This is a genomic window from Flaviflexus salsibiostraticola (assembly GCF_003952265.1).
GTDB lineage: Bacteria > Actinomycetota > Actinomycetes > Actinomycetales > Actinomycetaceae > Flaviflexus > Flaviflexus salsibiostraticola.
Map to the genome: position 1 here is coordinate 2,026,496 of NZ_CP034438.1, position 20,408 is coordinate 2,046,903.

The following is a 20,408-nucleotide window of genomic DNA, read 5'->3' on the forward strand; positions in this document are numbered from 1 at the left end:
AAAAGTCGGGATCAAACCAACACGAAATGTCCTATAAGCCGGCCCCGTGAAACCAACTTCAACCCCCACTTTTCCGCGTCAAAGCAACCAAAGGTCGGGGTCAAGCCAACACGAAATGTCCACCCATCAAGTTCAGCCGCACGAACTTCAACACCGACCTAATGGCGACACAGCAACAAAAGATCGGCTTATAGGACAAAATGTGTTGGTTTTGTTTGATCGGAGGGGTGTCAGTCCCAGGTTGTGATGTAGCTGGTCGAGTGGTGCAGCTCGTTCCAGACGGCTGCGGTGCCGATGCCCGGCAGGCCGATGTCCCGGGCGTGTTCGCCGCGGCTGGCCGCAGCTCGGTAGTAGGCCTGGATCTGGGTGTCGGTGGGCATGGTCCTGAGGATGCGTGCGGGACTGGCAGGGTATTCAGTGTGCATGTAGCACCACCACATGATCGCTTTGATCCGCCTGTCCAGGCTCATCCCGCGGTGATCGCGTAGCAGGGCCCGCAGTTGAGTGTTGATCCCACCCTCGATCCGGTTATTCGTCGCTGGCAGTGGCATGTGCAGGTAGGCGTCGACCGGGAAGTTGGCGGGATCGACGTAGGTGAACAAGGTCTTGGTCCGGATCAGCGTATCGAGGGCTGAGCGGGCCGTGACCAGACGCTGGTGAGTGAGTACGACCTGCCCCGTGGCGAGTCGAGTGCGCTCAGCCAGGAAGGCCTCCCATGTGGCGCGCCATTGGGTGTAAGCGGCCAGCCATGCCGCGGCCCCGGTGTTATCGCGGACGTGGAGCAGCGCTCTAGCCAGGCCGTAGAGTTCCACTCCGGCCTGAGTGCGGGGCCGGGTCGTGGTCTGGCGACGCACCTGGCTGAAAGCATGGAACGTACAGCGCTGGACCTTCGTGGTGGGCCAGTGCGCCCGGCGGGCTTTGGCAAAGCCTGATCCACCATCGGTGACCACTACCTGTGGCGGTGCGATCCGGGCCAGCAGCGCACCCCAGGCCTGGCTGTGTTCACTGCGTGCGAGGTACCAGCCCACGACATGGGTGTCGGTGGAGGCGATCAGGATCACGGCGCTGCGTCCGAGGTGGATCCCATCGACGTAGATCACCCGGTGGACCTCGTCGACCACCTCGGGGGTGGGCCACAGCTGCCAGAACCGTGCGGTGCGCCGACGGAAGGTCCGTCCCGCCCCGGGCAGGTCTCGCTGGCGCTGGCGGGAAAACAGAAAGGACAAGAACAGGGCGAAGTCTTTCGCGGAGGTGTCGATCGCCGCTACGCGACTCGTCCTGCACCCGGCACAGCGGTAGCGCTGACGTCCCGTACTGGTCTTTCCATAGCGTGTCATCGCCTGCTCGCACGGGCGGCAATAAGGAGTGTTCACCCTCCCTATCAGGCAACTTGGACCCGGCCTTTTCGGTGAGAACGCGCCGAAAAGTCGGGATCAAACCAACACGAAATGTCCTATAAGCCGGCCCCGTGAAACCAACTTCAACCCCCACTTTTCCGCGTCAAAGCAACCAAAGGTCGGGGTCAAGCCAACACGAAATGTCCACCCATCAAGTTCAGCCGCACGAACTTCAACACCGGCCTAATGGCGGCACAGCAACAAAAGATCAGGGTCAAACCAACACGAAATGTCCTATAAGCCAAAAGATCAGGGTCAAACCAACACGAAATGTCCTATAAGCCCCACACGCTCCGTGACTCGACCCAGAAACAAAAATCCTGAGCCGGATCATCGTCTGTTGACGATGTCCCGACTCAGGACAGATGGCGGAGGATGGGGGATTCGAACCCCCGAGGGCTTGCACCCAACCCGCTTTCCAAGCGAGCGCCATAGGCCACTAGGCGAATCCTCCTCGCACGCTGCGAAGCCGCAACATGCCCACTCATCGTAACGGACAACGGTTCGGCCCGCGAAATCTCGGGCCAGTCGGTCGCCATGATTTGGCACACGGAGGACCCTAGGCTGCCCGGGTGGCCGGCTCCGCCCGTCTTTCGAGCGCTCGCCCCGTGATGTGAAGGCACGACTGTGTGCCAAGGAGTAGGTACGAGCCCCAAAGCGAAAGATGTGATCTGCGCCAACCGTGAGACGCCTGTACAAAGCAGACATCGCCCTGCCAGAATGGCAACGCACGCGAAGATTGACTTCGAAACTACCGGGAGGAGGGGTCATGGCCGACAGTCGCACTGCCGTCCCGCCGCTCCTCGACCACATTGTCGTGGCCACTTCCGACCTTGACGGCCTTGTCGCCGAATTCGAAGCAGCGACCGGCATTCGGCCCGAGAAGGGCGGCTCGCACGAGCAGCTCGGCACGAAGAACTATCTCGTGAGCCTGGGCGAGGATTACTACCTGGAGCTGCTCGGCATCGACCCCGACCTGCCAGAGCCGGAGAATCCCCGACCCTTCAATATCGACGATCTGACCGAGACGGTTGTGTCGACCTGGGTGATCCACCCGGAGGATGCGGATGCTGCGGTCGCGGCTGGCCGCGCGGCCGGCGTTGACGTCGGCGACCTCGCCCCTGCCTCTCGCCGCAGACCCGATGGCGAGCTTCTCTCCTGGCGCCTCACGCCCCCGCTTCATGGGGGCCTGAACGGCGCCATTCCTTTTGTCATCGACTGGCAGGATTCCACATCTCCTGCGGTGACGACCCAGGCGCAGGCGCGCCTGGAGTCTTTCGTGATCTGCACCGATGACCCGGATTCGCTCCGAATGTCCCTGGCTGCCCTCGGCACCCAGGCGTGTTGTCGCATGTGTCCGAACGGCGAGTGTCAGGGCTGTATGCCGTGCCTTGAACTGGCCGTGAGTGGACCTGCAGGCACCTGGACCATCTGAGTTCCAGAACCGCCGCCGCACTGCGGCACGCCTGTATCCAGAACGCTGGACAGCTCTGACTCACGGCCACGCCACTCGATTCATCCCTTTCGCGTACCTTCGCACCCCTGAGGAGATCCATTGACCACAACCATGAGAGCCGTTGTCCTTCGAGAGCACGGCACCGTCGACAGCCTCACCTATGAAGAGGACTACCCGAAGCCCCAGATCGAGCCGGGCAAGGTGATCGTCAAGGTCCGGGCCACGTCGCTCAACTACCATGACATCTTCACCGTGCGGGGCATGCCCGGCATCACCATCCCCATGCCGATCGTCCCCGGCCTCGACATCGCCGGCACCGTCGACGAGATCGGTGAGGGCGTGACCGGCTTCGAGGTCGGCGATCGAGTCGTCGTCAACCCCCTCGACTCGGGATTCAACCTCATGGGCGAGGTGCAGGACGGCGGCCTCGCCGAGTACTCCCTCGTCGAGGCGGGCCAGCTCATCCCGCTCCCCGACTCGGTGTCGTTCGCCGAGGCGGCGGCCCTGCCGGTCGCCTACGGCACGGCCCATCGCATGATCGTCGGCAAGGACGCGGTCAAGGAGGGCGACAAGGTGCTCGTCCTCGGCGCCTCGGGCGGCGTCGGCACGGCCTCCGTGCTGCTCGCCAAGCAGCTCGGCGCCACGGTGGTCGCGGCGGTCGGATCGGATGAGAAGGGACAGACCCTCCTCTCGTACGGCGCGGACGAGTACTTCAACTACCGCGAGATCGCGATCGACACGTGGACCCGCGAGAACGTCGGCAAGCCCTCCCGCAGCTCGACCGAGCCCGGCTTCGACGTCATCGTCAACAACACGGGCGGCGACACCTGGCACCCGACCCTGAAGTCGACGAAGCTCGGCGGGACGATCCTCGTGTGCGGGGCGACCGCAGGCTTCGACCCGAAGGAGGACCTGCGCTACATCTGGTCCTTCGAGCTCAAGGTCCAGGGTTCCAATGGCTTCGGGCGCGAGGACATCGAAGCGCTCGTCGCCCTCATCGATGAGCAGGACTTCCACCCCGTCATCGACTCGATCGTCTCGCTCGAGGAGGCGGCGGACGCGCTGCGCCGCCTCGAGGACCGCGGCGTGACCGGCAAGGTCATCATCGCCCCCTGGGGTGACGAATCATGACGATCGACGCAGTCCAGGCCGCGATCGACTCCGGCCCCTACAACCGTTGGCTGGGACTCACGGTCGCCGACCTGACGAAGGACAGCATCACGATCGAGGCGGAGGCGACGCCCGAGTGGACGAACGCGACGGGCAACGCCGTCGTCCACGGCGGCATCATCTCAGCCCTGCTCGACGTCGCCGCCTGCTTCTCGCTCGTCGGCTCACTCGGCGGGACCGCACCGACGATTGATCTCACGACGCACTTCCTCCGGGCGGTCACGCCCGGGAAGATCATCGTGACCGGCAGGCTCATCAAACCCGGCCGCGCCATCGCCATCGCCGAGGCCGAGCTGTCGAACGAGGGCGGCAAGACCGCCGCCATCGCCCGCGGCACCTTCGCCGCCTCAGCAGTCACACCCGTGGAGATCCCCCAATGACAGTCCACCCACCCAACGGCGCTCGACGCGGTGTCAACATCGGCGACGCCATCAGCGCCGCCGAGCCCGACGCGATCGCGATCGCTCAGACGGACGGTCAGCAGGTGACGTACGGGGAGTTCCTGGCCCGCGTCCTCGCCGTCCAGGCCGACCTCGCCGCCCGCGGGATCGTGCGCGGAGATCATGTGGCGATCATCGGTCTCAACTCGATCGACTGGCTGGCGGCGTTCTACGGGGTCATGAGGGCCGGCGCCGTCATCATCCCGGTCAGCCACAGGTTCCCCGCACCCGTCCTCGAGTACGTCCTCGACAACAGCGACCCGAGTCTCATCCTCGTCGACCGCGACGATCGGACCACCCGACCGGCGGTCCGTTTCGGCGAACTCGGCGCCGAGCCGGGACCCGGCCAGCAGCCCGCGGCGGCCGATGTCGGATGGGATGATCCGGCGCTCGTGCTCTACACGTCCGGGTCGACCGGCCGACCGAAGGGTGTCGTCCGTTCGCACGGCTCGCACGCGTGGATCCTCGACCAGGGGGAGCGGGCCTCCGACGGCGCACTGCGGACCATCCTCGTCGCCGCGCCGCTCTACCACATGAACGGGCTGGCGACGGTCCAGGCGGCGCTCCTCCACGGGGACCGCGTCGTCCTCCAGCCCGCCTTCGAGGCGCGTGGCTTCCTCCGCGCCATCGCCGAGCACCGCGTGACGAAGACGACGGGTGTGCCGCCGATGATGGCGCTCGCGCTGCGCGAGAAGGACCTGCTCGCCGAGCTCGACCTCAGCTCGGTCACCGAGCACAGCTTCGGCTCGGCGCCGCTGACGGACGACCTCATCGATGACATCGAAGCGGCCTTCCCGAACTCGGCCCTCTCGATCAGCTACGGCACGACCGAGTCTGGGCCGGTGGCCTTCGCCCCTGTCGAGGGGAGGCCGACCCCAAAGAACTCCGTCGGGGCAGCCCACCCGGCCGTCCGCATTCGCCTCCTGGACGAGATTGGCCGTGTCATTGTGAGCGATGGCGCGGACGCGAAGGGCGAGGCCTCCGAGGCGCTCGGCAGCCTCTCGGTCAGCTCGCCCGCCACCTTCTCCCACTACCTGGGCGGCCCGGCCAGCCCGGTCGATGAGGAGGGCTTCTACCCAACAGGGGACCTCTTTCTTCGCGATGCGGAGGGCTTCTACAGCTTCGCCGGGCGAGTGGACGACATGTTCGCCTCCGGCGGCGAGAACGTCCATCCCGCCGCCGTCGAGCGGGCGCTCCTCGAGCATCCCGCCGTCGAGGAGGCGGCCGTCGTGCCCGTGCCGGACGCGGTGAAGGGTGCCAAGCCCGTTGCCTTCGTTGTCACCCGCACCGACGTCACCGAGCAGGAGCTCAAGGACTGGTCGCTCGAGCGGATGGAGCCGTATGCACACCCGCGGCGGGTCTTCATGACCGATGCCCTGCCGCTCTCCGGCACGAACAAGATCGACAGGAATGCGCTCGCGGAGCGGGCGGCCGCACTCATCGGGGGTGGCGCATGATGCTCGACTATCGCAGGCGCTCCGTGCGGATCGGGCTTCCGCTCGCCACCGCACTGCTGCTCCTCGTCCTCTGGCAGCTCGCGGCGATCACCGAGGTGATCCCGACGAGGTTCGCGCCCGCACCGACGCAGATCCTCTCCCAGCTGGGGAGCATGCTCGGCTCCGCCTCCCTGTGGAGCGCGGTCGGAGCGACGCTCTACGCGTGGGGCCAGGCACTCCTCATCGCCGTCGTCCTCGGCACGGCGGCCGGGCTCCTGCTCGGCTCGTCGAGGCACCTGTCGGCGCTGTTCGGGCCCGTCATCGAGTTCCTCAAGCCGATCCCCTCGATCGCCATGATCCCGCTCGTCATCTTCACCCTCGGCACGGGTAAGAACGCCGAGGTGTTCATCGCGACCTACGCGGCGCTGTTCCAGATGCTCATGTCGGCGATCTCGGCGACGAGGACCATCGACCCAGTCGCGCGGGATACGGCTGCGGCCTATTCGCTGGGATATGGGGCGCGCCTGCGCCACCTCATCATCCCGTCGATGCTCCCCCAGCTTATGACGGGCGTGCGGATTGCCTCCAACACGGCCCTCATCTTCTGCATCACCGCGGAGCTGCTCATGGGCATGGCGGGGCTGGGAAGCTCGCTCGGCGCGGCCGATTCGGCCGGCAATCTGCCGGTCATGTACGCCTACATCCTCGTCATCGGCCTCGTCGGCTTTGGCCTCAACACTGTCTTCCTCACCATTCAGCGCCGGGCACTGTCCTGGCACGAGTCCTACCGGAATGAGGTCGCATGAGAACGACGACTGTCTCGCTCGGGCTGCTCGGCACCGCGATCGTGCTCGCCCTGTGGTGGGTGACCTCGACGAACTCGACCGAGCTCTACTACCCCGACGCGCCCGACGTGCTCGAGTCCGTGTGGACCTACTGGTTCACGGGGGAGGGCAGACCCGATCTGCTGTCGAGCCTCGCGAACCTCGCGGTCGGCCTCCTCATCGGCATCGTCGGCGGCTTCGCGCTCGGCCTCCTCATCGGCCAGGTCCCCTTCGTCCGGTACGGACTGACGCCGACACTCGAATTCGTCCGCGCCATCCCCGCCACCGCCCTTATCCCCTTCGCCATCGTCATCTTCGGTCTGGGTGACCAGATGAAGGTGACGATCATCGCCCTCGGCACGCTCTTCCCGGTCCTCCTCAACGTCATCGACGGCGTGCGTGCCATCCCCCGGGAATCGCATGACACGGCGAAGAGCTTCGGGATCACGGGATGGACGAAGCAGGCCTTCGTCGTCATGCCCGCGGCCCTGCCGCGGGCGGTCGCCGGGATCACCGTCGCCATCCCCCTCTCCCTCATCCTCGTCGTCACGAGCGAGATGAGGGGCTCGCGGGAGGGGATCGGCGCCTACCTCATCACCGCCTCGAACTCGTTCGACCAGAGCGCAGTCTGGGGCGTCATCATCCTCCTCGGCGTCCTGGGCTTCGCGCTCACGACCGCCTTCAGGTTCATCGAACACCGACTGCTCGCCTGGGATCGGGGCCTGCACGGAAGGGACACGCTATGACTGACGTCCGACTGCGGATCGACGGGATCCACAAGACCTACCCGCCCCGCGGGCGCCGCGACAGCGGCACCGAGGTGCTGCGCGACATCACCCTCGACGTCTACGACGGTGAATTCCTCACGATCGTCGGGCCCTCCGGGGCGGGAAAGACCACTCTCCTCCGGACGGTGGCCGGGCTGCTCGAGGCGACGAGCGGCCAGGTCCTCCTCGATGGGAAGCAGATCGACGGCCCGCCCCGGGAGATCGCCCTCGTCTTCCAGGACTACTCCCGCTCCCTCTACCCGTGGATGAGCGTGGCGAAGAACATCGCCCTGCCGCTCAAGGCCCACGGCGTCGATCGCGCCGAGATCGACAAGCGGGTCGAGGCGAGCCTCTACAACGTCGGCCTCGCCGGCGTGGGTGAGCGCTACCCGTGGCAGCTGTCGGGCGGCATGCAGCAGCGCGTCGCCATCGCCCGCGCCATCGCCTACCGCCCCGAGGTCATGATCCTCGACGAGCCCTTCGCCTCCGTCGATGCTCAGACCCGCAATGACCTCGAGGATCTGCTCCTGCGAGTCAAGGAGCAGATGAACTCGACCTTCGTCTTCGTCACCCACGACGTCGACGAAGCCGTCTACCTGTCCGACAGGGTCGCCATCCTGTCGAAGACGCCGAGCAGGATCGAGAAGATCATCGACATCGACCTGCCGAAGGAGCGCAGCCAGCTCGAGACCCGAGCACTGCCCGCCTTCTCGAAGCACCGCGCCGAGATCTTCGGTACGATCCGCAACCTTGTCACCCCCACCGATCAGGGCCCGCTCCCTGAGTACATCATCTGAAGAAAGACACCCATGAAGACACTTGGAAAAATCTCCGCGCTCGCCGTCGCCGGCCTGTTGGGCCTCGCGGCGTGCGGCTCCGACGCTGAGGAGACGGCTGATGGCCTGACCCCGCTCACCGTCTACCACATCACCACGGTCGACTCGACGCCGCTGTACCTCGGCGTCGAGGAGGGCTTCTTCGAGGAGGAGGGTCTGGATGTCGAGGTGAAGATCGCCGAGTCCGGCTCCGCGATCATCCCCTCCGTCGTCAACGGCGAGAGCCCGATCGGCTACGCGAACGTCGTCTCGGACCTGGCCGCCATCGACCAGGGACTCGACATCAAGTTCGTCTCGAACTGCTGCGGTGTCGCCGGCGAGGATGAGGAGACCTCCTCGCGCGTGTTCGTGCTCGAGGACTCCGAGATCCAGGGCCCCGAGGATCTGGCCGGGAAGACGATTGCCGTCAACTCGACCAAGAACCTCGGCGACGTCACCATCCCCGTTGCGCTCGAGAACCAGGGCATCGACACCTCCGGCATCGAGTACGTCCCGATGAACTTCTCGGACATGTCAGCCGCCCTCGAGCGGGGCGACGTCGACGCGATCTGGATGGTTGAGCCCTTCCAGACCATCGCCTACAACAACGGCTACCGCCCGGTGCTCGCGAACTTCGCGGCAGCGTTCCCGAACTCGACGCTCGGCTACTACATCACCTCGGGCGACTACGCCGAGGAGAACCCCGAGACGGTGGCCGCCTTCCAGCGGGCGATGAGCAGGGCGAACGAGTTCGCCTCCGAGAACCCGGACCGCCTGCGCGAGCTTGCCGTCTCGGAGATCGGCCTCGAGGAGGCGGTCGCTGAGAAGATCTCCTTCGCGACGTTCACGCCGGGCCTCGATACCGAGTCCGTCGAGGTCTACGCCAAGGCCGCCGTCGAGCTCGGCGTCATCGAGGAGGAGCCGGACTACGCCACGCTCTTCGTCGCGCCTGACGGCGAATAGTCACCGGTGCGGGGTGATCGTCAGCTGATCGACTGCTGAATCGGAGGGCGCCCGAAGCGCCATCTCAATCGCCCATGCGACCGAATCGGGGGACATGGCGGTGGAGGGATCGAAGTCACGTGATTCCTTCTCCGCCATGTCCCTCTGCATGTCGGTGTCGATGCGGCCCGGGGTCACGGTGCTCACCCGGATCGCCCGCTCCTCGGCTCGGAGCACAGCGGCCGCCTTCTCGAGGGCGGCCTTGCTTGTTGAATAGGGGAGCCACCCCGCGAAGTCGAGGTGGGCCGCCGTCGACCCGACATAGACGACGGTGCCGCGGGCCCGCCGCAGGCGGGGCAGGAGGCCGCGGGTGAGGAGGATGGGGGAGAGGACGTTGATGGCGTAGACCTCCCGGAGGAATTCATCCGTCATCTTCTCCAGGGGCGCTGCGCCCTCGATGCCGGCGCAGCTGACGAACGCGTCGAGCCCACCATCGCCCAGCAGGGCGTCGATGCTTGCCGTGATCGATGCCGCGGCCGACTCCTCAGACAGGTCGCCCGTGACGATCGAGGCTGCGGGGTGGCGCGCCCGGAGCGCGGCCGCGCTGTCCTCGCCGCGGGCGAGGAGAATGAGGTGCCACGAGTCGGCGAGACGGTCGGCGAGCGCGGCGCCGACGCCGCGGCCCGCCCCCGTGAGAAAGAGTGTCTTCATGCCTCCAGTATCCCGCACCTCCGACCGGCCTCAGGTCGGTGCCGTTTATGGCGGCCGGGACGGTTTGCGCTAGACTGGTCGCGGCTCCCCACGTGACGCCACCTCGTATACCGCCCCAGGGTCGGAAGGCAGCAAGGCAATACGGGCTCTGGCGGGTGCGTGGGGAGTCCTCTATTCCCCCGCGCACGGGACCGCCGTGCCGCCGGCAGTGACCCGTCTGGGCACCCGACCGTTCGAATAAAGGCTGGCAGGGGAACTAGACTGTGCCCGTGAGCATTGCACTGTATCGACGCTATCGGCCAGAGACCTTCGACGAGGTCGTCGGCCAGGAGCACGTGACCGTTCCGCTCATGGCCGCACTCGAAGCGGACCGCACGAATCACGCCTACCTGTTCTCGGGCCCGCGCGGCTGCGGGAAGACGACCTCCGCCCGGATCCTCGCCCGCTGCCTCAACTGCGCGGAGGGTCCGACGGCCACCCCCTGTGGCGAATGCGAATCCTGCATCGAACTCTCCCGCGGCGGGACCGGCTCCCTCGATGTGGTCGAGATGGACGCGGCCTCGCACGGCGGCGTCGACGACGCGCGTGAGCTCCGCGAACGGGCGAGCTTCGCGCCGCTGCGGGATCGCTTCAAGGTCTTCATCATCGACGAGGCCCACATGGTCTCGAACCAGGGTTTCAACGCCCTGCTCAAGCTCGTCGAGGAGCCGCCCCCGCACGTCAAGTTCATCTTCGCGACAACGGAGCCGGACAAGGTCATCGGCACCATCCGCTCCCGCACGCACCACTATCCGTTCCGTCTCGTCCCGCCCGGCACCCTCGAGGATTACCTCGCCGACCTTGCCAAGCAGGAGAACGTCGACGTCGGGGAGGGGGTGCTCCCGCTCGTCGTCCGCGCCGGCACCGGCTCCGTTCGCGACTCCCTCTCGGTGCTCGACCAGCTCATCGGCGGCGCCCCGGACAGCACCCTCGACTACCAGACGGCCGTCTCTCTCCTCGGCTACACGGACGGCGCCCTGCTCGATGCGGCGGTCGATGCGATCGCCGACGTCAACGGCGAGGCGCTCTTCGGCGCCGTGGCCGATGTCGTCGAATCCGGGCACGACCCGCGCCGCTTTGTCGAGGATCTCCTCGATCGGCTCCGCGACCTCGTCGTCATTGCCCTCGCGGGCGACGCCGCGAGGGACGTTCTGTCGACCATCCCCGAGGACCAGCTGGGTCGGATGAGGGAGCAGGCGGAGCGTCTCGGCGCCGCCCGCGCCACCTCGTGCGCCGACCTTACGAACAGTGCGCTGTCCGACATGGTCGGCGCGACCTCGCCGCGGCTTCAGCTCGAGCTTCTCTGCGCCAGGCTCCTCCTCGCCGCAGGCAGCGCCGCGGCACCCGCCGCAGCAGGCGGCCAGGCGCCGGCCGGCGGCGACATCGCCGACATCCGTGCAGCGGCCCGCAGCTTCGGCAGGAAGCCGGAGAAGCAGGAGAGCAGGCAGCCGTCGCGGCCGCCGGCCCCGCCGGTGAAGGTTCCCTCGGCGCAGGATGCTCCCGCTCCGACGCCCACCGAGCAGCCGCAGGCGCCGGAGCGCCTCGTCCCGCCCCCGGTCGAGACTCCCGCCCAGAAGCCGGTCGAACAGGCGCGTCCGCAGGACCCGGTTCCCGCCGCCGTGCAGCCCGGCCATGACCATGCCACCGGCGCGGACGACCGCCAGCCCGACGAGACGTCGGGACGGGGGGACGCACAATCGACCGCGACGTCGCGGGCCGACCAGACATCGTCTGCCGCCCCGACATCATCTGCCACCCCGACGCCACCGGCCGAGCCGACGCAGTCGGACGATGAGAAGCTCGCCGTGCTGCGGGGACTGTGGCGTGATGCCATGGCCGACCCGCGGGTTCCGCGGGGCACATCCGACTTCATCCGGCACCGCGAGGGCAGGGTCTCCGTCGCCGACGGTGTTCTCTGCTTCGACTTCCCGACCCAGGATTCGGCCGATGCCTTCACCGCAGAGAAGCGCGCCAGCGGCCTCGAGGTTGTGTTCAGTGAGATGCTCGGCAGGCCGCTGACCGTCCGTGTCGGCGGGCCCGCGAGGCCGACGATGCGTGAAGCGGCCGACGATGCGGAGGGTGATTCACGCCAGGAGGTAGTGTCACCCGGTGCCTCAACCCCAGAGCGCGCCCTGGGCAGTCCGGCTTCGGCGGCAACCGCCGAGCGCGCAACACCCAGGGGTTCGTTGTCGGCGGTTCCAGACCCGTCGCCGCTATCGGCACAGAGTCCGGGCGGACCACGCCCTCCCGCGACCGGCGCGGCCGCGACCGGCGCTGCGGCAGCCATCGCCCGCGCCTCGGCCCACTCCGGGGCCTCGGCCCCGTCGCCCGCCGAGAGCAGGCGGGGCTCGGCAGGCCCGACGAGGGCCGAGTCGCGCCAGTCTCACCCGTCCTCGCACTATCCCGAGCCCGTCCCGCCGGACGAGGATGAGTACGGGGAGTCCCTGCACGACATGGGCCAGGGTGGGCCGGCTGGTCTGCCCTCGGGCCTGCCGTCGGACCTTCCCGACATCGTCATGGAGGATTTCCCGGCCCCGCCGCCGGCGGCGATGCCGTCGTTCCCCGCTCCACCCCCGCGTGAGGCGCCGAGCATGGCACGGCCCGGCGCCGCGCCCAGCGGCACGAGAACCTTCGCCAGGCTCGCCGAACATCGGGGAACCCCGGAGGCCGTCGAGGAGGTCATCGATGTCGAGACTGAGCATGAGCTGGTCTCGCGGGATGATCCGCTGGCGCTCGACGCGCACGGCATCGGTCTCAGTGTTGTGCTCGAGGTTCTCGGCGGCAGCGTCATCGAAGAAGCGGAAGAGGAGTCGTAGTGGCGGGAGTGTATGACGGGGCCGTCCAGGACCTCATCGACGAGTTGGGCCGCCTGCCCGGCATCGGCCCGAAGAGTGCCCAGCGGATCGCCTTCCACATCCTCTCCTCGGAGGAGGCGGACGTGCAGGCGCTCATCGATGCGATGAGCGCGGTCAAGGCCAAGGTTCGCTTCTGCGAGATCTGCGGCAACGTGACTGAGCAGGAGATCTGCCGGATCTGCAGCGATACACGGCGGGTTGACTCCGTCATCTGTGTCGTTGAGGAGGCGAAGGATATTGTCGCTGTCGAGCGGACCCGGGAGTACCGGGGCAAGTACCACGTGCTCGGCGGCTCCATCAATCCCATCGAGGGAGTGGGCCCCGAGGACCTGAGGATTCGACAGCTCTTCACGAGGCTGGCCGATGGGAAGGTGCAGGAGATCATCATCGCGACCGACCCGAACATCGAGGGGGAGGCGACGGCCTCCTACCTCATCCGGTCCCTCGCCCCGATGGGGGTCAACGTGTCTCGACTCGCCTCCGGACTGCCGGTTGGCGGCGACCTCGAGTACGCGGACGAGATCACGCTCTCGCGTGCGTTTGAGGGCAGGACCATGGTCCACCGATCGAGCGGTGGGACGGCCGAGTGAGCGCCGAGCGCCTATTGTTCTCCTCACCATCCGTATCGTGAGAATCGCATGACTGGGTATGCTCTGCGACAACAGGTCTGTGGACAATAGAGGACACCCAAGGGACGGAGTCACAGTGAGCCTGATCGTGCAGAAGTATGGCGGATCGTCCGTATCGGACGCAGACGCGCTCAAGCGCGTCGCCGCTCGCATCGTCGCCACCAAGAAGGCCGGGAATGACCTTGTTGTCGTCGTCTCGGCGATGGGTGACACGACCGACGAGCTGCTTGATCTTGCAGCCCAGGTGACCGACAGGCCGCCCGCACGCGAGATGGATATCCTCCTCACCGCGGGGGAGCGCGTCTCCATGGCGCTGTTGGCGATGGCGGTCAACGACCTCGGCGTCCCCGCCCGCGCCTACACCGGCCAGCAGGCGGGCCTGCGCACAGACAACCAGTACGGCAAGGCCTCGATCGTCGGCATCGTCCCCGAGAGGATCGCGCGGGACGTCAAGGAGGGGGCCGTTGCCATCATCGCCGGCTTCCAGGGCGTCAATGAGCTCAATGACGTGACAACCCTCGGCCGCGGCGGCTCCGACACAACCGCGGTTGCGCTTGCCGCCGCCATGCACGCGGACGTGTGCGAGATCTATACGGACGTCGACGGCCTCTTCTCGGCCGATCCCCGGATCGTCCCGACCGCGCGCCGCGTCCAGAACCTCGACTACGAAGAGACCCTGGAGCTGGCCGGGCAGGGAGCGAAGATCCTGCACCTGCGTGCGGTCGAGTTCGCCCGCAAGTACAGCGTGCCGCTGCATGTGCGGTCCTCATATTCCGAATTGGAAGGAACCTGGATCATGAACACGGACGAGAGGGACATGGAGTCCCCCATCATCACCGGCATCGCCCACGACCGTTCGCAGGCGAAGCTGTCGATCCTCGGTGTCCCGGACGTGCCCGGCAAGGCCGCGAAGGTCTTCGGCAGGGTCGCCGAGGTCGGTGCGAACATCGACATGATCGTGCAGAACATCGCCGCCTCCGACCCGGGCAAGACCGATATCTCCTTCACCCTCCCGCACGACAGCGGCCCCGCCGCACTCGCCGCGATCGAGGACATGAAGGACGACCTCCAGTACCGCGAGGTCACCTACAACGAGAAGGTCGGCAAGCTCTCCCTCATCGGCGCAGGCATGCGCTCTCATCCCGGCGTCTCCGCGAAGCTCTTCGGAGCGCTGGCAGACGCGGGAATCAACATTGAAATGATCTCCACCTCCGAGATCCGCATCTCGGTCGTGGTCAATATCGAAGAACTGGATAAGGCGGTCCGCGCGGTCCACACGGCATTCGATCTCGATGCCGAGGACACGCAGGCTGTCGTCTACGGAGGTACAGGGCGATGAGCATCACTCTTGCAGTAGTCGGAGCAACCGGTCAGGTGGGTCACGTCATGCGCACCCTCCTCGAGGAGCGCGGCACGAAGGCGGACACGGTGCGCTTCTTCGCCTCTGCACGCTCGGCAGGCAAGGAGCTCACCTTTTGCGGTGAGCAGATTGTCGTCGAGGACGTCGCCACGGCCGACTTCTCCGGCATCGACATTGCCCTCTTCTCGGCGGGCGGCGCCACCTCGAAGGAGTACGCGCCGAAGTTCGCCGCGGCCGGTGCCGTTGTCGTCGACAACAGCTCCGCCTGGCGCAAGGACCCCGAGGTCCCGCTCGTCGTCTCCGAGGTCAACCCGGGTGCACTGGCGAACCGCCCCAAGGGCATCGTCGCGAACCCGAACTGCACGACCATGGCGGCCATGCCCGTCCTCAAGCCGCTCCACGACGAATCTGGCCTGCGCCGCCTCATCGTCTCCTCCTACCAGGCCGTCTCCGGTTCCGGTGTCGCCGGTGTCCAGGAGCTGACCGACCAGGTCAGGGCCGGCGCCAAGCAGGATCTTCCGGCCCTCGCCACGGACGGCACCGCCGTTCAGCTGCCCGAACCGCGCACCTATGTCGCCCCGATCGCCTTCAACGTCGTCGCCCTTGCCGGCTCCCTGACCGACGATGGCAGCCTCGAGACCGACGAGGAGCAGAAGCTCCGCTTCGAGTCCCGCAAGATTCTCGACATCCCCGAGCTTGCGGTCTCCGGCACCTGCGTCCGCGTCCCCGTCTACTCGGGCCATGGCCTCGCGATCAACGCCGAGTTCGACAGCCCCATCGACGTCGAGAAGGCGAAGGAGCTCCTGGCGAATGCCGAGGGCGTCCAGATGGTCGACGTCCCCACCCCGCTCGAGGCGGCCGGCAAGGACCCGTCGCTCGTCGGCCGGATCCGCGTCGACCAGTCCGTCCCGGAGGGCCGGGGCCTGGCGATGTTCGTCGTCGGCGACAACCTCCGCAAGGGTGCCGCTCTCAACACGATCCAGATCGCCGAGCTCCTCATCGACGAGCTCACGGCCTGACAACAGCGCCCCGTCGGGGCCCAATACAAAGGACTGCGGCCTCTCGGGGCCGCAGTCCTCGTTTATGTCCGCCCGCATGCGCAGCCCCCGCATGAGCTTCCGTCGCCCGCAAGTGGCCCCGGCATTCAGATCCGCCCTATGCCCGCGGCCGTGCCTATTCCGGCTGTGTCAGCCGTCGCTGAGGATCGCCCCGAAGAGGGCCTTCTCGTCGGGACGGTGGACGAGGATGTTGTCGATGTAGGAGCGGACGGCGTAGTTCATCGACACGTCGTGGCCGGCCTTCTCCGACATGTACCAGCGGTGCTCGAGGAGTTCGTGGAACATTTCGGCCGGCTGCAGGCGGCCGCGGAGGTGGACGGGAATCGAGTTGACGGCGGGCGCGAAGACGGTGGCCATCCAGTCCCGTGCCACGTCGATCAGAGGCTGATCGCCGAGACCGGCCAGGGCGCGGTGCGACTTGATGTCGTTGAGGAGGCGGCGGGCCTGGTTCTCCTCGACCTGGAGGCCGGTCAGGCGCATGATCTGGCGGTGGTAATGCCCGGCGTCGACAACCTTCGGCTGGACGGACAGCGTCGTGCCGCCCGCCTGCGTCGTCACCGACAGCTCGCCCACGTCGAAGCCGAGCTCGTTGAGCCTGTTGATCCTGTCCGCCATCCGCCAGCGCTCGTTCGAGGCGAAGGAGTCGATACGGGTGAGCTCACCCCACAGGGTCGTGTACCGCTCCTCGAGCCGGTCGCCGAGCTGGATGACATCGACATCCTCGTCGAGCATACCGCCCGACTGGAGGTCCATGAGCTCGCCGATGATGTTCGTGCGGGCCACGTCGATATCGTAGGCGCGCTTCCCATCCGACAGGTTCGCGTGCAGCTCGCCCGTCTCGGCATCGACGAGATAGGCGGCGAATTCCCCGGCGTCCCTCCTGAACAGGGTGTTCGACAGGGATACGTCCCCCAGTAGAAGCCGAGCAGGTGGAGCTTGACGAGGAGGACCGAGAGGGCGTCGATGAGGCGGTCCGCCGTCTCGGGCCGCAGGTTCTGCCCGAAGAGCGCCCGGTAGGGGAGGGAGTAGGGCAGGTGCTCGGTGACGAGGACGGCGGCCAGTCTGTTGCCGTCCTCGTCACGTCGGCCGGTGATGACCGCGACCGGGGTGACCGCGGGCGCGTCAAGCCTGCCGAGGTCCCTCAACAGCCCATATTCCCGATGCGCGACGACCTTCCCGATCTCCTTGACCGCGATGATCCTCCCGGCAAGGTGCACGAAGCGCACCACATGCCGGGAGATCCCGCGGGGCAGGGCGGCGATGGTCTCCGTGGGCCAGTCCTCGAGAGGAAGGTGCCAGGGAAGGTCGAACAGCTCGGGTTCGACGGTTGCGGCGGTGATCTCAAGGGAAGGGGACACAGTGACCATTCTGGGCGCTTCGCGCCCGGCTATCAGCGGCCGTTCAGCGCGGAGCCGTCGGCGTGACTGAAGAAGTGACCGCCGTGATTCTTCAGCGCCACGTTGAAGACCTCATCGGGTTCGGGGACCTCGTTGGGTGGGATCCGAACGACGACCTGATCGGATCCGTCGCCGGAGCCGAACGTTTCGTGCTCGCGATCCGAACCGACGATCTGGCCGTAGATGTAGGCATCCGATCCCAGCTCCTCAACGAGGGTGACCTTGATGGGGATGCGCGAATCGGCGCCCTCGGCGGCACGCTCGAGGTTCTCCGGGCGGAATCCGACGATGACCTTGCCGTCGTCCTCGGGGCGGAGGGCCGACACGACCTCGTCGGAGAGCGTGATCATGGCGTCGCCGAACGTCGCCTGCCTGCCGTTGACCGTCCAGGAGCCGATATTCATGGCGGGGGAGCCGATGAAGCCGGCGACGAAGCTGTTGGCGGGGCTGTCGTACATCTCCCGCGGTGTGCCCACCTGCTGGAGGAGGCCGTCCTTGAGGACCGCGATCCGATCGCCCATCGTCAGCGCCTCCGTCTGGTCGTGGGTGACGTAGACGGTGGTGATGCCGAGGCGGCGCTGGAGGGAGGCGATCTGGGTGCGGGTCTGGACGCGCAGCTTCGCGTCGAGGTTCGACAGCGGCTCGTCCATGAGGAACACCTGCGGCTGACGAACGATGGCGCGGCCCATGGCGACGCGCTGGCGCTGGCCGCCCGACAGGGCCTTCGGCTTGCGCTCGAGGTACTGCTCGAGGTCGAGGATCCGGGCTGCCTCGAGGACGCGCTGGTTGATCTCCTCCTTGGGAGTTCCTGCGATCTTGAGGGCGAAGCCCATGTTCTGGGCGACGGTCATGTGCGGGTACAGCGCGTAGTTCTGGAAGACCATGGCGATGTCGCGGTCCTTCGGCGTGACGTCGGTGACGTCGCGGTCGCCGATGAAGATGCGGCCGGAGTCGACCTCTTCGAGGCCCGCGAGCATGCGGAGCGAGGTCGATTTGCCGCAGCCCGAAGGGCCGACGAGAACGAGGAACTCCCCATCCTTGATATCGAGGTCGAGCGCATCGACCGCAGGCTTATCTGAGCCGGGGTAGACGCGCGTGGCCTTCTTGAAAGTCACAGTGGCCATGAATGGTCCCTTCACCGGCAGGTACGTGCCGGACGATCCGTAGTGAAGAAGCCGGTGCCGTGTCGACACTGACATCGCCGCGGCAGACGGAGACGGACTTCTATGTCCGGCTCGACCGAGCGGCCTCCTCAATCTTGCCGGTTCCACCCATGATTTATCAAGTGATGACCCACTCATGGGAGCGTTTCGCGTGGCCTCGGGTAGCGTAGAGAGCGTGCAAGACCGTGAGGAGATCGGCGGCTACCGGCTGGTCGAGAAGATCGGCTTCGGCGGCATGTCGACCGTATACAGGGCGCTGGACGGAGGCGGGCAGTCTGTTGCCCTCAAACTCCTCCACCCCTCCATCTCAGCCGACCCCAACGCGCGGGACCGGCTGCGCCGCGAGGTGCGCACCCTCCGGCAGGTGACCGGCCCGTACGTTGCCCACGTCATCGACGCCGAGACGGAGGACGACGAGGCCTTCATCGTCACCGAGCTCATCGATGGCCCCACCCTGTCGATCGACGTGTCCGAGAACGGCGTGTTCGACGGCAGCGATCTCGCCGACCTCGCGAAGGAGCTCGCGGAGGCCCTCCAGGAGATCCACGACAAGGGCGTTCTCCACCGAGACCTCAAGCCTTCGAATGTCATGATGAGCCACCGCGGGCCCGTCCTCATCGACTTCGGCATCGCCCAGATCGCAGAGGAGTCGAGGCTGACCGCCACAGGCCTCCTCGCCCACACGCCCGGATACGCGGCCCCCGAGGTCCTCAACGGCGAGGACCCGACAGCCTCGGCCGACTGGTGGTCGTGGGCCGCGACCCTCGCCTACGCCGCGACGGGGCACGCCCCGTTCGGGACCGGCCACAGCCCGAAGGTGACTCGGCGCGTGCTCACCGGCGAATGCGATCTCGCGGGAGCCGACCCGGTTGTCGCCTACGCGCTCGAGGCGGCCCTCAACCCCCGCCCCGAGCGGCGTCCCTCCCCGCAGGAGGTCATCGGCATGCTCGACGGGTCGATCGAAGTCGACGAGGACGCGCTCGAGCTCGGCCCCCGCTACGCCGAGCGCGTCGTGCCGCCCGACGGCAGTGCCTACCCACCGGACGTGAGCGCCTACCCGGCAGGCCCGGGTGCCCACCCGGCAGGCGGCTACCCGGCCGATGTGGGCATCCACCCTGGAATGGACCCGTACCCCGCACATACCTCTCCCGATCCTGTTCGCGCTCCAGACTCGACCCGTCTGTCGACGGGCCCGATGGCCACACCCCCGCAGTACCCGCCTCACGCCGGGCCGCACCACCCCGAGGGGAGGCCGGCCGAGGTCGTCGCGCGGAACCCCTACGACGTCGAGGGACCAGCGGTCTTCCGCCCCATGCGCGAACCGGCCGTCGTCGCCCAGGCGCGCTTCGATCCGAGGTTCACCCCTGCTCCGGTGCCGGACTGGCTCCGCCCGGCACCCCGGCGCCCCGGCATCGTCCTCATGCTGTGGGTCGTGTTCGTCGCCTGGGCCGGTGTGCTGCCGACCTACTCGCTCATCGTCTTCGTGCTCTATGCCGTCATCACCTCGACGGTGGGGGTTGCGCGCGACAGTCTCATCCGCACCCGATTGGAGAAGGGCGGGCGGTTCAGGGCGGAATCGATCACCGTGATCGGGCGCCTGCCGCTCTCCACCCTCGGCGGGCTCGCGCGGACCGCGGCCTCTGTCGGCTCCGGCATCGTCGTTGGCGGCGGCTTCGCCTGGTTCCTCCACAGCTTCCTCTTCGTCGAGGACGTCGTCGCCATCGCCGGAGGGTCGATGCTCGGCTCCCTTCTCGCGTGGCTCTATCCGACGAGCAGGCCCTCCCGCGAGACCACCCGTCACCTCATCGCGACGATCGCTCCGAGCTCCGGGTACCGACTGTTCTGGACCGTCCTCGCCGTCGCCCTCATCTCGCTCGCCCTGGCAATGTACTCGGGCGGGGTTGAGCCGGACTGGAGCCCGCTCTCGAAGCCGTTCCCTTTCGACTAGA

The 20,408-nt window shown here is 67.1% G+C and carries 16 protein-coding genes, 1 tRNA gene, 1 other RNA gene and 1 pseudogene; 14 read left to right on the forward strand and 5 right to left on the reverse strand.

The window, feature by feature from the left end:
* Positions 1–230: 230 nt before the first annotated feature.
* A complete protein-coding gene (locus tag EJO69_RS09415; RefSeq protein ID WP_281272839.1) occupies positions 231–1,373 on the reverse strand; it encodes an IS1249 family transposase in 1,143 nt (380 codons plus the stop codon).
* Between the two features lie 390 nt (positions 1,374–1,763).
* Positions 1,764–1,851: transfer RNA gene (locus EJO69_RS09420), tRNA-Ser, on the reverse strand.
* A 315-nt stretch (positions 1,852–2,166) separates the two neighbouring features.
* On the opposite strand from EJO69_RS09420, the gene EJO69_RS09425 reads away from it, so the two are divergent.
* From EJO69_RS09425 to EJO69_RS09460, 8 genes are all read left to right on the forward strand, one after another.
* Positions 2,167–2,832: a VOC family protein gene (locus tag EJO69_RS09425; RefSeq protein WP_126041295.1), complete on the forward strand. Its 666-nt coding sequence runs from the start codon at positions 2,167–2,169 to the stop codon at positions 2,830–2,832.
* A 120-nt stretch (positions 2,833–2,952) separates the two neighbouring features.
* Positions 2,953–3,984 carry a zinc-binding dehydrogenase gene (locus EJO69_RS09430; RefSeq protein ID WP_126041297.1) on the forward strand — a complete coding sequence of 344 codons (1,032 nt, stop codon included), beginning with the start codon at positions 2,953–2,955 and terminating at the stop codon, positions 3,982–3,984.
* A complete protein-coding gene (locus tag EJO69_RS09435) occupies positions 3,981–4,403 on the forward strand; it encodes a PaaI family thioesterase (protein WP_126041299.1) in 423 nt (140 codons plus the stop codon). Before EJO69_RS09430 ends, EJO69_RS09435 begins: the two co-directional genes overlap by 4 nt.
* A complete protein-coding gene (locus tag EJO69_RS09440; protein WP_126041301.1) occupies positions 4,400–5,920 on the forward strand; it encodes a class I adenylate-forming enzyme family protein in 1,521 nt (506 codons plus the stop codon). Before EJO69_RS09435 ends, EJO69_RS09440 begins: the two co-directional genes overlap by 4 nt.
* Positions 5,917–6,705 (forward strand): ABC transporter permease, encoded by a 789-nt coding sequence (locus EJO69_RS09445; protein WP_126041303.1) that lies wholly within the window; start codon positions 5,917–5,919, stop codon positions 6,703–6,705. Before EJO69_RS09440 ends, EJO69_RS09445 begins: the two co-directional genes overlap by 4 nt.
* Positions 6,702–7,469 carry an ABC transporter permease gene (locus EJO69_RS09450; protein ID WP_126041305.1) on the forward strand — a complete coding sequence of 256 codons (768 nt, stop codon included), beginning with the start codon at positions 6,702–6,704 and terminating at the stop codon, positions 7,467–7,469. Before EJO69_RS09445 ends, EJO69_RS09450 begins: the two co-directional genes overlap by 4 nt.
* Positions 7,466–8,287, forward strand: a complete 822-nt coding sequence (locus tag EJO69_RS09455; RefSeq protein ID WP_126041307.1) for an ABC transporter ATP-binding protein — start codon at positions 7,466–7,468, stop codon at positions 8,285–8,287. Before EJO69_RS09450 ends, EJO69_RS09455 begins: the two co-directional genes overlap by 4 nt.
* 12 nt (positions 8,288–8,299) lie before the next feature.
* Positions 8,300–9,268, forward strand: coding sequence for an ABC transporter substrate-binding protein (locus EJO69_RS09460; RefSeq protein WP_126041309.1), 969 nt, complete (start codon positions 8,300–8,302; stop codon positions 9,266–9,268).
* Here the strand turns inward: EJO69_RS09460 and EJO69_RS09465 are convergent, their stop codons facing one another.
* Positions 9,269–9,958: an SDR family NAD(P)-dependent oxidoreductase gene (locus EJO69_RS09465; RefSeq protein ID WP_126041311.1), complete on the reverse strand. Its 690-nt coding sequence runs from the start codon at positions 9,956–9,958 to the stop codon at positions 9,269–9,271.
* A gap of 79 nt (positions 9,959–10,037) precedes the next feature.
* Between EJO69_RS09465 and ffs the strand changes: the two genes are divergently transcribed.
* The 5 genes from ffs (at position 10,038) to EJO69_RS09490 (ending at position 15,860) form a co-directional block, all read left to right on the forward strand.
* Positions 10,038–10,133: signal recognition particle sRNA small type (gene ffs / locus EJO69_RS09470), an RNA gene on the forward strand.
* A 94-nt stretch (positions 10,134–10,227) separates the two neighbouring features.
* Positions 10,228–12,813 (forward strand): DNA polymerase III subunit gamma and tau, encoded by a 2,586-nt coding sequence (locus tag EJO69_RS09475; protein WP_126041313.1) that lies wholly within the window; start codon positions 10,228–10,230, stop codon positions 12,811–12,813.
* Positions 12,813–13,442 (forward strand): recombination mediator RecR, encoded by a 630-nt coding sequence (recR, locus tag EJO69_RS09480; protein WP_211331413.1) that lies wholly within the window; start codon positions 12,813–12,815, stop codon positions 13,440–13,442. The genes EJO69_RS09475 and recR overlap by 1 nt, the downstream gene beginning before the upstream one ends.
* Positions 13,443–13,557: 115 nt before the next feature.
* A complete protein-coding gene (locus tag EJO69_RS09485; RefSeq protein WP_126041315.1) occupies positions 13,558–14,820 on the forward strand; it encodes an aspartate kinase in 1,263 nt (420 codons plus the stop codon).
* A complete protein-coding gene (locus EJO69_RS09490; protein ID WP_126041317.1) occupies positions 14,817–15,860 on the forward strand; it encodes an aspartate-semialdehyde dehydrogenase in 1,044 nt (347 codons plus the stop codon). The genes EJO69_RS09485 and EJO69_RS09490 overlap by 4 nt, the downstream gene beginning before the upstream one ends.
* Positions 15,861–16,028: 168 nt before the next feature.
* Here the strand turns inward: EJO69_RS09490 and EJO69_RS09495 are convergent.
* A pseudogene (locus EJO69_RS09495) lies at positions 16,029–17,257 on the reverse strand (DUF4032 domain-containing protein).
* 32 nt (positions 17,258–17,289) lie between these two features.
* On the reverse strand, positions 17,290–18,420 hold the full coding sequence (locus tag EJO69_RS09500) for an ABC transporter ATP-binding protein (protein ID WP_126041319.1): 1,131 nt from the start codon (positions 18,418–18,420) through the stop codon (positions 17,290–17,292).
* Positions 18,421–18,634: 214 nt separating this feature from the next.
* On the opposite strand from EJO69_RS09500, the gene EJO69_RS09505 reads away from it, so the two are divergent.
* Positions 18,635–20,407 (forward strand): serine/threonine-protein kinase, encoded by a 1,773-nt coding sequence (locus tag EJO69_RS09505; protein WP_164519935.1) that lies wholly within the window; start codon positions 18,635–18,637, stop codon positions 20,405–20,407.
* Position 20,408: the final 1 nt, after the last annotated feature.